We start from the raw sequence: 12,324 nt of genomic DNA on the forward strand, positions 1-12,324 counted from the left end.
CAGAACCCTGTCACAAATAATTCATCAAGGCACCAGGGCGGCGCAGGCCTATGACAGCAGCACGACGCCCGCTGGCAGACGGGTCACGTGGGCGCCATACGCGTCGCGGATCAGGCGTTCGGCGTCCGCCACCTGCGCCAGCGAAAAGCGCGCCTGCACCTGCCGCCTGCCCAGTTGTTCGTTCATCAGCACCAGGCGCCCGCGCCGGTAGCGGTTCAGCTCGTCCACCACCTGCGCCAGCGGCTGCTGGTTGAACACCAGCCAGCCCTGCCGCCAGGCGGTCACGACAGCCGGATCGACCTGCACGGGCGGCATCACCCGGGTGTCGTCGTAACGCAGTTCACGGTTGGCCACCACGTCAAACACGCCTTGCTCGTGCGCCAGGCGCACCACACCCGACAGGCAGCACAGGCGCGCCTCACCCCCGATGTACCGGACGTTGAACACCGCGTCCTTCGCGGTGATCCGGCCTTTGCCCGCCACCACGACGGCGGCCTGCGCCCCGCTGCGGATTTCGGCCTCCCCGTCGGCCAGCTCAATCACTGCGCCGTCACCCCCGCTTGCGACATTGATGCGGGTCAGCGTGTTCATCTGCACGTCCAGCGCATCGCCCAGCGCCACGAGCCGCTGTTCGCCTGCCGCCGTCCGGTAATCCGCACCCAGCGTATCCAGGCCGGGCCACAGGCCCAGCGGCGGCTTGAAAGCCAGATAGGCCGCCGACGCGGCCAGCGCGCCACCCAGGAACGCGCGCCTGCCGGTCATCAGCGGCTTGCCCGCTCCGTTGCGCGCCCGGTTGGGTGTCCGGTTGCGCGTCCGGTCATGCGCCCCTTCGGCCACCACCGCCTGCACTGCGGGCCCCAGGTCCTGCCACAGCTGCTTTTGCGCGGCAAAGGCCGCCTGACGCCGCGGGTCGGCGCGCAGCCACTCCCGGAACGCCTGGGCGTCGGCCTCGGTTGCCCGCCCGGACGTCAGCGTCAGCAGCCAGGCCCGCGCCTCGCGCGCCGCCACGTCTTGGTTATGGTTGCTTCCGGGCATGCTCATCGTCAGTGCCATGGTTCTTCATCCCCGCCCGCGGCAAGGCGGGACGTGTCCGCCGTCCCTTTGCCCGCCACAAGCAGTTCCCGCGCGCAGTGTTCCAGCGCGCGCTTGAGTTCTTTGGAGACGATGCGTTCCGACACGCCGTAGCGCCGCGCGATTTCCGCGTGGGGCAATTCGTGCACGCGCGCGGCCAGCAACATCTGCTGTGTGCGTTCAGGCAGCTTGCGCAGCGCGCGCTCGAAGGCATCCACCTGGCTGCGGCCCTGCGCAATGCGCGCGGGGTCCGCGACCTCGTCCGTGATGTGAATCAGTTCGCTGATCTCTACCCCCGTCAGCAGCCGGGAGTCCCTGCGGCGCTGGTCTTCGGCGATATTCAGCGCCACGCGGAACAGATACGCCGCAGGCTGCTGGATCGACGAACTGGCGGGCAGGTCATTGACCTTCAGAAAGGCTTCCTGCATGGCGTCATGCGCCAGGTCTTCCGAACCCAGGCGCCGCTTGAGCTGATTGCGGAAATCGTTGTAGCGTTCCAGGAACAAGGACCGCAGCGAAGTTTCCGGTTTGCTATCCCGCACGGCCGGCTCCCGAAACCGCCGCGCACTCGGCTGCCCCGCGCGGCTCCAGCAAGACGGTCAGCGGCTGCGGCATGCCGGCAGGCAACGGGCCGATCACCACGCCGCGCAAGGCCGCCTCCAACCTGCCGTCCAGCGCCGGCGACCCGGTCGTCGCCACCCAACCCACGCGGCTGACCCGCCAAGCCTTGTCGAACCACAACTGCACCAGGGCCCGATAGCTGCCCGGCTGCGTCCCGGCCGCCTTGCACAAAGCGCGCTTGATGGCTCCCTGGACCACAGCCGCGTAAGGCGTATCGCGCAAGCGCTTGCCAGACCGCGGCGGGGTGGCCGCCTCTTGTTCCGTGGAAACCAGCGTGAACGACTGCGCGCTGGCATAGCGGATCGCCAACGGCGACCCCGCCAGCAGCTTGCGCAGGGCATCGCCGGGTGTGTAGTTGCCGATCACCGCAGGAGCCTGCCGGCCGGCCGTCAACGTGCTGTCCACCAACACGGTCAGCCCGCTGGCCAGGCTGTATTCGACCAGCGCCTGCGCCAAGGGCTGCGCCGAGATGGCAAACGCGATGGGCTTGGGCGGCGGCTCCGCGCGGCCCGCGGCCGCCAGCGTGAACAGGCCGAAGGCCAGACAGGCGCGCAGCGCCGTGCCGCAGCCCCTGAAGGCGCCGCTCATGAACGTGACCGCAATGGGGAAGTGCCTGACATGGCCGCAACACCAGGCGCCTGGGCGCCCGCCCTTACAAAAGCCGCCATGCTAGAGGCGCCGAATGACGCATTCGTGACACCGTTGCCGCACCGCCCTTGCCGCCGACACGCAATGGTCACCTGCGCGGCCGCGCCCGTCCCTATACTTGATGGATCACATCGGCCGCCTCCGGCCGGCATTGCTCAAGGAGCGCGCATGCGCACGGTGCCCCTGGCCGCTGGCCGCATTGTTCTGCTATGCCTGACGGCCGCGCTGGCTGGAGCCTCCTTGTGGGCGGCCGAGCCCCAAGCGCCCGCCGCCCCCGCGCCAGGCGCACAGAAACCCGCCACATCCGGCGGCGCGTGCATCGATACGGAGGTCAACGGATATCGGGCGCTGTCCTACGATTGCCTGAACCAGAAGATGGCGCCTGACACGCCGCACCGGCCGGCAACCGGACTGGAGTCCGAAGCCGTCACGCAACGCCCGCCCAACCAGATGGGCCTGCCCACGCCAGCCACGATCGGCAACCGCATGGGCAACACGTTCGGCACGTCGGCCTATCCGCAGCGGCCGCAGCCGTAGCGGTCGGGCCTCAGCCCAGGCGCGTGATGAAGTAGATCTTCTTGACGAACTGGTCCACTTCCCAGCGGCCGGTATAGCCTTCCGGCATGACAAAGGCCTCGCCCACGGTCAATTCGTGCACCGTGCCGTCCGGGTCGACCAGGCGCGCCGAACCTTCGACGATGTAGCCGAATTCGATGTAGCCCGTGGTGTTCGACTGGAACACGCCCGCGGTGCTTTCCCATACGCCGGCTTCGGCCTTGCCCGCGTTGCCCTCAAAGGCGGTCACGGTCAGAAAGGCCGCATCACCCGAAATCGGACGGCGGGGTTTGCCGGGCACCGGATCCTTCAGCGGGCCGGCATCGATGCGGACAAGCCGCGACTGGTCATGTTTCATGGGACACCTATGGATATTGTTGTGCGGTTTCCAGACGACGGCGCTTAATGCGCGGCCACCACCAGCACCTCGGCCATGGCCCGGCTGACGGTGCGCATGCGGTGCGGCAGTTCGGAATCGAAATAGACCGAATCTCCGGTCTCAAGGCGGAACTGACGTTCGCCCACATGGACTTCGATGGCGCCCTTGAGCACCAGCAGGAATTCTTCGCCCGGATGCGGAAAGACCGCGGTCGCGTCCGGAAAGTCGCGCGGCGGATGCACCACGAAGGGTTCCATCGCCTTGACCTTGCGGCGCCCGGCCAGCGATTCATAATGATATTCGCTGCCCAGCCCGCCACGTTGCAGGGCCTCACGGTCCGCCACGCGAACCACGCTGACCACTTCGTCCTGCGCGGCGTCATCCGTCCCCACCAGCTGTGAAACGCCCACGCCGTAGGCCTCGGCCAGCCGCAGCACGGTCGAAATCGACGGCTCGCTCAAGCCGCGTTCCAGCTTGGACAGATAGCTTTTGGTCAGCCCCGTGCGTTGCGCCAGCTGTTCGAGGGACAGGGTTTGCTGACGGCGCAGGGTACGTAGACGGTGGGGCAGGTCGATCATGGGCAGTGGGTCGAAAATCCGACCGGTAAGCATGCCCGAAACCGGCCCCGCCGTCGAGCCGCCCTGCCCGCCGGCTTGGGTTGCCTCAGGCCAGCACGTCGGCATGCGTGCGCAACGCACGCCGGGCGTAGTACGAAAAGCCCACCTGGGAACGTTTGGGCGTAAGGATCCAGTCGTGCGCCTCGTGGCCCAGCGCCGGCGGAATCGGCTGGATCTTGCCGGCCGACATCGCCAGCAGTTGCATGCGCGCGGCGCGCTCGAACTGCAGCGCCAACACGCAGGCTTCTTCCACCGAACCCGCAGCGATCAGCATGCCGTGGTGCGACAACAGGATGGCGCGCTTGTCCCCCAGCGCCGCAGAAATGATCTCGCCTTCCTCGTTGCCCACCGGCACGCCCGGCCAATCCTTCAGGAACGCCACGTCGCCATACAAGGGGCAATTGTCCATGTGCGAGATTTCCAGCGGCACCTCCAGCATGGACAGCGACGCCACATGCAGCGGGTGCGTGTGGATGATGCAGTTCACGTCCGGCCGCGCGCGGTAGATCCAGGAATGGAAGCGGTTGGCCGGGTTGGGCATGCCGCCGCCCTCCTGCACGCGCAGGTCTTCGTCCACCACCAGCAGGTTGCTGGCCGTGATCTCGTCAAAGCCCAGACCCAGCCGCTGCGTGTAGTACCGGCCCGGCTCCGCCGCCCGCGCAGTGATCTGCCCAGCCAGCCCGGAATCGTGCCCGCCGTCGAACAGGATGCGGCAAGTCAGCGCCAAGCGCTCGCGCAGACTCCATTGCGGCGTATCGAACTGACGTTGCATCTCGGCTTTCGCGCGCGCAATCAGTTCGTCTTTTCCCAAGTGCATCGTATCGCTCATCATGTCTCCGTCATGCCGTTTCCATCAACGGCGTAAATCCCGGCAAGGCGCGGATGCGCGCCAGCCAGGCAGTGATATGGGTAAAGGCGGACAGGTCGTAACCGCCCTGCTCCGCCATGCTGGTGTAGGGATAGAGCGCCACGTCGGCAATCGTCGGCGCGTCGCCCACCAGGTACGTCCGGCCATTCAGATGCGCGTCCATCAGCGCCGCGGCTTTCATGCCGATGGCGCGCCAGGCGACCATCGCCGGATCATCCACGGCCGCGGTCTGACGCAGGTGGATCAACAGCCGCGGCTGGGCGAAGGCATGCATATGCTGGGTCTGCTCGAAGCTCAGCCAGCTGCTGACCTGCGCTTGCGCCAGCCGGTCTTCGGGCAGCCAGGACGTGCCTTGCGCCAGATACCACAGGATCGCCTGCGACTCGGCCAGCCATTCGCCCTCAGGCGTCAGCAAGGCCGGGACCTGCCGCCATGGGTTGATGCGCGCAAACGCATCGGTCTCGAGGTCGCCCTGCACAATGTCGAAGGTCCGGCGCGCAAGCGGCAAGCCCATGAAACCGCAGGCCAATCGGATCTTCCAGGCGTTGCCCGAACGCAGCGTATCGGCCAGTTCCAGCGGCTTGCCCGCCAGGGGATGCATCGTCTGAGTCATGCGGTCAGTCCATTTTGATGTTGGCGCGTTTCACGATCTCGGTCCACTTCGTCTTTTCACCGGCGATGAAATGCTGATACTCCTGCGGCGTCCCCGTGTACAACTGGGTGCCCTGCGCCGCCAGCCGCTCTTTCAGTTCGGGCGAGGCCAGCGTCTTCTGTAACGCCGCGTTCAATGCAGCCAGCACCTCGGGCGGCGTGCCCGCCGGCGCGAAGAAAGCGTTCCACGAACTTATCTGCAGCTGTGCATCGCCCACCTCGGTGCTGGCCGGCACGGCGGGCGCCGACGGCAGACGCTTGTCCGCAGCCACCGCCAACGCGCGCAGCTTGCCGGACGCCACGTGCGGCATGATGACCGGGCTGGCGTCCATCACCACATCCACTTGCTCGCCAATCGCGGCATTGACCGCTTCGCTGCCGCTCTTGAACGGGACGTGCACGATGTCCAGGCCCGCCGTCAGCTTCAGCAGCTCCAGCCCCAGATGCGGCGAACTGGCGTTGCCCGCCGACCCGAAATTCAAGCGCGCCGGATTGGCTTTGGCGTACGCCACGAACTCGCTGAACGACGCCGCCGGCAAGCCCGCCCGCACCGCCAGCACATAGGGCGACCCCGACACCATGCCCACCGGCGCGAACTTGTCCGCGTCATAGCTGAGCTTGCTGTAGATCAGCGGGTTCACCACTTGCGTGCCGACCGTGCCCATGAAGATCGTATAGCCATCGGCCGGCGCGGTGGCCGCCACCTGCGCGGCGATCATCCCGCCCGCACCGGGGCGGTTTTCGATCACGATGCTCTGGCCCAGCACGTCTCCCATGCCCTTTCCCACCTGGCGCGCCACGATATCCGTGATGCCCCCGGCACCAAACGGCACCACCAGCCGAACGGGCCGCTCCGGAAACGCCGCGTGCGCGCCTGCCCCTATTCCCGCCGCCAGCGCCAACGCGGCCACCTTGCTCAGAACCTTCATGCCATTCCCCTTGACTGGGCCGTGTCAGCCCTAATGACACAAAGTGTCCTATAGAGCATTGATTTTCCGCAAGGACAATATGATTGGGGAAATCCCTGAGCGCGGGGCATCTTGACTGACGTCCTCACAGCAAGAACCAGAGTTCATACATTTCGCCGACTGCCTATTCTGTTGTTCAGGTTGTCGAGCACGCTCGACGGTCTACCCGAAACTACTGTGAGGATTTCATCATGAGCAAGGAAGCGCAAAACAAGGCAGTCGTCGGCCGCTGGTTCACCGAATTCTGGGGTAAGAATCCGAACCTGGCCGTCATCGATGAAGTCGCCGCGCCCGACATGCTGCTGCAATACTCGTTGCATGAACCACGCCGCGGCCGGGAGGACATCCGTGCCTTCATGACGGACTTTCGCAAGGCGTTCCCCGACCTCAATTTCTGGGGAACGGCGGAGTTGATTGCTGAAGGTGACTACGTGGTCGGTCAATGGGAAGGCGGTGGCACGCATACCGGGCCGGCGCACGATGATTTCCTGACCGGTAGCTTGCCTGCCGCAACCGGCCGGAAGATGCACTTCGCCGGCACCACGGTGCTGAAGGTGATCGACGGCAAGATCGTTGAAGAGCGCGGACTGGACGATGGCGTAGCCGCGCTGACGCAACTCGGCCTGATCAAGCCGACGGCTCGGAATAGCGACGCCTAGGCGCCGCCACGGATTAACACCGAGTCAGCGCCCTTGCCTGGTGCTCATCGCCCAAAGACGTACACGCTGCTGAGGCCGGACGGCAAACCATGCGCCAGCAGCGCGCCAGGCAAATTAGGGGCCATCGTGGCGGCAAGCTGTACTTTAGCTTTCCGCTGGCCCCGCCGGCCAGGTCTCCAACCACGCAGTTACTGTACCGGCGCCAGGTTCGCCGCCTTGGCGGCCGCGGCATACATTGGAATCTCCCGGGCCATGGTGTCGGCCAGGGCCTGCGGTGAACTACCGACGGGGTCGATGCCCAGCTCCAGCAAGCGATCGGCCACGGCGGGCTCTCGCACGGCGACGGACACGGCGGCCTGCAGCTTCTGGATAACGGCTGGCGGCGTGCCCGCGGGTGCGTACAAGGACGACCAGAATGACATCGCGAAGCCCGGCGCGCCGGATTCCGCGACGGTGGGCACGTCAGGCAACAAGGTGAAACGCTTCGCGCCCGTGACGGCCAGCGCCTTCAGCCGGCCGCTGCGGATCTGGGGCCGTACGGCTGCCATGTCGATCAGCGCGAAGTCGATCTCGTTGGCCAACAACGCCGCGACCACGCTGCCGTTCCCCTTGTAGTTGACGACCTCCGCTTCCAGGCCGACGCGCTTGGCGAAGAGTGCGGTAGCAAGCTGGAAAGAATTGGCGCCCGAGCCGGCGAACAGCGGCTTGCCGTTCTTCTTGCCCTGACCGACCAGATCCGCCACCGAACGCGCCGAACTGTCCGCCTTGACGGTCAGGATCATCGGAATGTCTCCGACGAGGGAGATCGGCGCGAAATCGGCGACGGGGTCGTAGTCCAGGTTGTTGTAGATGGCCGGATTGACGGTCATGCCGCTGCTTGGCCCCACCAGCAGCGTGTAGCCGTCCGGCTCTGCCCGCTTGACGGCGCTGATGGCAATGGCGCCGCTGGCGCCGGGCCGGTTTTCAACAATAAAGGGTTGGCCCAGGCGGCGCTGGAGCTGCTCGGCCATCACGCGGGCGAGGATATCGTTACCGCCACCAGGCGCAAAGCCCACGATCATTCGCACGGGACGCGCCGGATATTCCTGCGCCGCGGCGTAACAGGCCGACACCGCGAGCACCGCACCCGCCCACAAAGATAGAAACCGTTTCATGCCACGCTCCATTCGTTGAACATAGTGCGCCGTTACTGGGGAATGCACGGATGGCCCATTCTCCACCGCCTCGCTACATTGGGCACGACCCAACGTGCCAGCCGATGCCGCTGGCAGCGACAGCACGCGACGGACCTCGGAGCCGATATGGCGCCTGAATGGCACAAATGGAGCACCCTCGATCACGGCCAGCACGCCCTGGCGTTCTGGCAGGACGCGGTCTGTGCCGGCGTGCTCGACTCCGAATTCCGGGCCGAACCGGACGCCGGATTCGCCGGCACGATGTCGAGCCAGAACCGCGCAGGGGTCCGGCTTGTGAACTTCGCGAGTTCCCCGCACATGATCCGGCGCTCGCAGCGGCAAGTCAGCCGTCTCAATGGCGATCACCTCATGCTCAGCCTGCAATTGCAGGGTAGCGCCCTGATGTCCCAGGGTGACGAGCAGTTGTGCCTGCGGCCGGGCGCATTCGGGCTGCTCGACACCGGATCCGCGTTCGACATCACGTTCCCGGAAGCGACCTCGCGTCGGCTCGTCCTGCTGCCGCGCCATGCCTTGAGCGCGCGCGCCCCGGGTCTGCGGCGGCTGCGCGCGCCGGCCAGCCTGCCGGCCGATATGCCATTCGCGCCCGTGCTGACCGAAGCCATACGCCTGTTGACCGATACCGAGGTCAAACTGCTGGACCGCACCGTCGACACGCTGCTGGATACCGTCATCGAAATCGTCGCGCTGCATTGCACGTCCGTGGCGCAGGCCGCGGCGCCCCCTTCCACCGAACTGAGCTTCGTCAGCGTCAAGCGCCACATCGATACGGCGATTGCCAACCCGGACCTGTCGCCCGCAACGGTGGCGGCCGCCTGCCGCATATCGGTCCGCACCCTGCACCGCCTGTTCGCGCGGCATGGCCTGCTGTCGTTCGAGGCCTACGTGGTGCAGGGCCGCCTGGCCCTCGCGCATGAGCTGCTGGCGGCCGGCAAGACCCGCACCGTCAGCGAAGCCGCCTTCGCTTGCGGCTTCAACAATCTCTCCCATTTCACGCGGCGGTTCTCCGAGCGATACGGCGAATTGCCCGTCAATTTGCTCAAACAAGGGCAGCCGCGCCGCTGACTGACGCCCTGGGCGGCGTCCGCTGGCGCGCTGGGCACAGCCCCGCGCGCCGCCTGGCGACAGAATGAGCTCCATCCCGGCCCTGGCCGGCAAGCTCACGTCGCACCATGCCCAAAACCATCACCATCCACCGCCAAGAAGCGGTCAGCGCCGCCGCCGAGCGTTGCGTGCATTTCGGCTTTTGCACCGCCGTCTGCCCTACCTACGTGCTCGATGGCGAAGAGCTGGATTCACCACGCGGCCGGATCGCGCTGGCGCGCGAGATGCTGGACAGCGGCGACGCACCCAGCCCGACCGCGGTGCGCCATCTGGACCGCTGCCTGTCGTGCCTGTCGTGCGAAACCACCTGCGCGGCCGGCGTCTCGTATCACGCCATCATCGACGGCGCGCGCGAGTACATCGAAAAGAGCAAGGCCCGCCCGCTGACGCAGCGCCTGCTGCGCTCAGCGCTGGCCCGGGTTCTGACGACCCCCTCGCTGCTGCGTCCCGCCGCAGCCATGGGCCGATTGCTGCGCGGCGCAGCGGGCCGGCTGGGCGGGCCGTTGGGCGCGTTGCTCTCCCTATCTGCCGCCCCCGCGCTCGCGGCGTTCGCGCCGCGGGCAGAAGCAGCTCCCCGGCCGCCCGTGCACGCGACGCGCCGCGTGGCGCTGTTGGACGGTTGCGCCCAATCCGTGCTCGGCGCCGAGATCACCGACTCGGCCAAGCGCCTGCTTGCACGCGCCGGCGTCGCCGTCATCCCCGTGCCCGGCGTGCAATGCTGCGGCGCGCTCGAACTGCACATGGGACGACGCCAGGCCGCCACCCGCCACATGGAACAGGCCGTCCGCAGCTGGTCGGCCGCACTGCAGGCGGGGCACATCGATGCCATCATCAGCACCACCTCGGGCTGCGGTTCCGTGATCAAACGCTATGAGGAACTGTTGTCTGACCGCCCGGAACTGTCGGCCCAGGTGCGGCGCGTGGTCGAGGCCACCCAGGACATCGCGCAGATCGCCGCCAGCCTGCCGTTGACCGCTAACGGCGCGGCCCTCGGCCTGGCCGTTTCCTATCACGACTCCTGTTCGCTCAAGCACGGTCTGAAGATCGAACGGCCGCCGCGCCGAGCGCTGGGCAGGCTGGACATGGAAGTGCGCGACATTGCGGAATCGCACCTGTGCTGCGGCTCGGCGGGGACCTACAACATCCTCGAGCCGGCCATCTCGGATCGACTGGGCCAACGTAAAGCGGCCCACGCCGCGGCGGGCCAGCCTGACGTTATCGCCGCCGGCAACCTGGGATGCCTCGTGCAGATCTCGCGCTTCACGCCCGTGCCCGTGGCGCACACGGTCCAGCTGCTGGACTGGGCCACGGGCGGGCCGCCTCCTCGCGGTCTTGAACACTTCCGGCCCAAGCCGCCTCAGGCGGCGGCCAACACTCCAACGCCGGCGGCCACGCCGGTTCCAGCAACCGCCGGCAGCGGCGATCTTCTGTGGTGAACGACGAATGCCTTCCAATGATCCTATCGTAGATTTCGCCAATGCGGCCGCGGCCGAGCTTGGCGCGGACGCCATAACGCTGGGCGAGGACGTCCTGGGACGCTACGGCGAACATACCCTGCCCTGCGCCGACGTGCGGCCCGGCGCAGTCGCCTATCCAGACTCGACCGCGGCGGTGCAAACGCTGGTGCGCCTGGCCAATCGCTTCCGCGTCCAACTCTATCCCATCAGCAATGGCCAGAACATCGGGCTGGGCACGCGCTCGCCCATCCGTCCCGGCCAGGTGGTGGTGGACCTGGGCCGCCGCATGAACCGCATCCTGGAGGTCAACGAGGCGCTGGGTTATTGCGTGCTGGAACCCGGTGTGAGCTTTCGCGCCATGCACGACGAACTGCAGCGCCGGGAAAGCAAGCTGATGATCTCGCCGACCGCAGGTCCGTCGCAGGGCAGCATCCTCGCCAACGCCCTGGACAAGGGCGGCGGCAGCGGCGCCTACGCCGATCATTTCGGGATGAGCTGCGGCATGGAGGTCGTGCTCGGCAATGGCGACGTGATCCGTACCGGCGACGGCAGCCTGGCCGGTTCGTCGCATCCCAATTGGCACGTTTCCAAGTACAGCTTCGGCCCGACGCTGGACGGCCTGTTCTCTCAATCCAACTTCGGCATCGTCACCCGCGTGGGCATGTGGCTCATGCCCCGGCCTCCGCATATCGAACCCTTCTTTTTCACCTTCCCCGACGACGAAGATCTGGGCGAGATCGTCGAACGCATCCGTCCGCTGAAGCTAAGCAATTTCGTGCCGACGCTGATCCGCGCCACCAACGACCTGTATCTGCTGTCGTCCGCTGCCACCAACCCGGAATACGCGACCAACGGCGGCAAGCGCTCGCTGTCGGACGAAGGCCGCGCCGCACTGCGGCGGCAATATGACCTGGGATCCTGGACCGTATCAGGCGCCGTGTACGGCGCCAGCCGCGCCGCCGTGCAACCCCAGATCGACCGCATCGCCCAACATTTCCTGGCCTCGGGCAAGGGGCGCCAGCTTCCCTTGGAGGAGGCAGAAGAAATCGGCCCCCTGCACATCGCCATCAACTCCAACACCGGCGTGCCGACCGACAGCGAATTGAAGATGCTGGGCTGGCGCCCGGGCGGCGGCGCGATCTGGCTGTCGGCGGGCTCTCCTGTCGCAGGAGACATCGTCAACGACCTGCAGGCGCAGGCGCGCCGCATCTGCCAGGACCACGGGCTGGAATACCTGCTGTCGAACGTTTGCGGCGCGCGTTTCGCCCGCGCCATCCACGCCATCATCTACAACCGCGAAGACGCCGACGAAACCGCCCGCGCGGACGCCTGCTACCGGTCGCTGGCCAAGTTGTTCGCCGATCGCGGGATCTTTGTCGGGCGCGCGCCGACCCTGTACCACGGGTTCCACCAGGCCCAGCGCATGCCAGAGTTCGTGCGCGCCTGCGCATCGATCAAAGCCGCCCTGGATCCGAATGGCGTCATTGCCCCGGGCAAATACGGCATCGAATGAAGCGGAACGGCCCCGGGGTG

The 12,324-nt window shown here is 66.8% G+C and carries 14 protein-coding genes; 5 read left to right on the top strand and 9 right to left on the bottom strand.

Annotated elements, in window-relative coordinates:
- Positions 1-48: 48 nt before the first annotated feature.
- From AC3WMU_RS28115 to AC3WMU_RS28125, 3 genes are read right to left on the bottom strand one after another with little or no spacing between them, the layout of a single operon-like run.
- Positions 49-1,053, bottom strand: coding sequence for a FecR family protein (locus AC3WMU_RS28115; RefSeq protein WP_492283299.1), 1,005 nt, complete (start codon positions 1,051-1,053; stop codon positions 49-51).
- Positions 1,044-1,613 (bottom strand): RNA polymerase sigma factor, encoded by a 570-nt coding sequence (locus tag AC3WMU_RS28120; protein WP_492283300.1) that lies wholly within the window; start codon positions 1,611-1,613, stop codon positions 1,044-1,046. The genes AC3WMU_RS28115 and AC3WMU_RS28120 overlap by 10 nt, the downstream gene beginning before the upstream one ends.
- On the bottom strand, positions 1,603-2,280 hold the full coding sequence (locus AC3WMU_RS28125) for an STN domain-containing protein (protein ID WP_006222024.1): 678 nt from the start codon (positions 2,278-2,280) through the stop codon (positions 1,603-1,605). Before AC3WMU_RS28125 ends, AC3WMU_RS28120 begins: the two co-directional genes overlap by 11 nt.
- A 228-nt stretch (positions 2,281-2,508) precedes the next feature.
- On the opposite strand from AC3WMU_RS28125, the gene AC3WMU_RS28130 reads away from it, so the two are divergent.
- Entirely contained in the window at positions 2,509-2,877 is a 369-nt protein-coding gene (locus AC3WMU_RS28130; RefSeq protein ID WP_006222025.1) for a hypothetical protein, read from the top strand.
- Between the two features lie 10 nt (positions 2,878-2,887).
- On the opposite strand, the gene AC3WMU_RS28135 is transcribed toward AC3WMU_RS28130, so the two are convergent.
- From AC3WMU_RS28135 to AC3WMU_RS28155, 5 genes are all read right to left on the bottom strand, one after another.
- A complete protein-coding gene (locus tag AC3WMU_RS28135; protein ID WP_006222026.1) occupies positions 2,888-3,253 on the bottom strand; it encodes a cupin domain-containing protein in 366 nt (121 codons plus the stop codon).
- 44 nt (positions 3,254-3,297) lie between these two features.
- A complete protein-coding gene (locus AC3WMU_RS28140) occupies positions 3,298-3,852 on the bottom strand; it encodes a helix-turn-helix domain-containing protein (RefSeq protein ID WP_006222027.1) in 555 nt (184 codons plus the stop codon).
- Positions 3,853-3,937: 85 nt separating this feature from the next.
- Positions 3,938-4,720, bottom strand: coding sequence for an aldolase (locus AC3WMU_RS28145; RefSeq protein WP_006222028.1), 783 nt, complete (start codon positions 4,718-4,720; stop codon positions 3,938-3,940).
- A 10-nt stretch (positions 4,721-4,730) separates the two neighbouring features.
- The gene (locus AC3WMU_RS28150) at positions 4,731-5,372 is read right to left on the bottom strand and encodes a glutathione S-transferase family protein (protein ID WP_006222029.1); all 642 of its coding nucleotides are present in this window, start codon (positions 5,370-5,372) and stop codon (positions 4,731-4,733) included.
- Positions 5,373-5,376: 4 nt separating this feature from the next.
- A complete protein-coding gene (locus AC3WMU_RS28155) occupies positions 5,377-6,339 on the bottom strand; it encodes a Bug family tripartite tricarboxylate transporter substrate binding protein (RefSeq protein WP_006222030.1) in 963 nt (320 codons plus the stop codon).
- Between the two features lie 230 nt (positions 6,340-6,569).
- On the opposite strand from AC3WMU_RS28155, the gene AC3WMU_RS28160 reads away from it, so the two are divergent.
- Complete coding sequence (locus tag AC3WMU_RS28160; RefSeq protein WP_492283301.1) at positions 6,570-7,037, top strand: ester cyclase; 468 nt, start codon at positions 6,570-6,572, stop codon at positions 7,035-7,037.
- 188 nt (positions 7,038-7,225) lie between these two features.
- Here AC3WMU_RS28160 and AC3WMU_RS28165 read toward each other — a convergent pair whose 3' ends face one another.
- Entirely contained in the window at positions 7,226-8,191 is a 966-nt protein-coding gene (locus AC3WMU_RS28165; RefSeq protein WP_492283302.1) for a Bug family tripartite tricarboxylate transporter substrate binding protein, read from the bottom strand.
- Positions 8,192-8,338: 147 nt separating this feature from the next.
- On the opposite strand from AC3WMU_RS28165, the gene AC3WMU_RS28170 reads away from it, so the two are divergent.
- From AC3WMU_RS28170 to AC3WMU_RS28180, 3 genes are all read left to right on the top strand, one after another.
- Entirely contained in the window at positions 8,339-9,295 is a 957-nt protein-coding gene (locus AC3WMU_RS28170; protein ID WP_088590883.1) for a helix-turn-helix domain-containing protein, read from the top strand.
- Positions 9,296-9,402: 107 nt separating this feature from the next.
- Complete coding sequence (gene glcF, locus AC3WMU_RS28175) at positions 9,403-10,770, top strand: glycolate oxidase subunit GlcF (RefSeq protein WP_492283303.1); 1,368 nt, start codon at positions 9,403-9,405, stop codon at positions 10,768-10,770.
- Positions 10,771-10,777: 7 nt separating this feature from the next.
- Entirely contained in the window at positions 10,778-12,304 is a 1,527-nt protein-coding gene (locus tag AC3WMU_RS28180; RefSeq protein ID WP_492283304.1) for an FAD-binding oxidoreductase, read from the top strand.
- The last annotated feature ends 20 nt before the right edge of the window (positions 12,305-12,324 follow it).

This window comes from Achromobacter sp. FW305-C-13, from assembly GCF_058783475.1.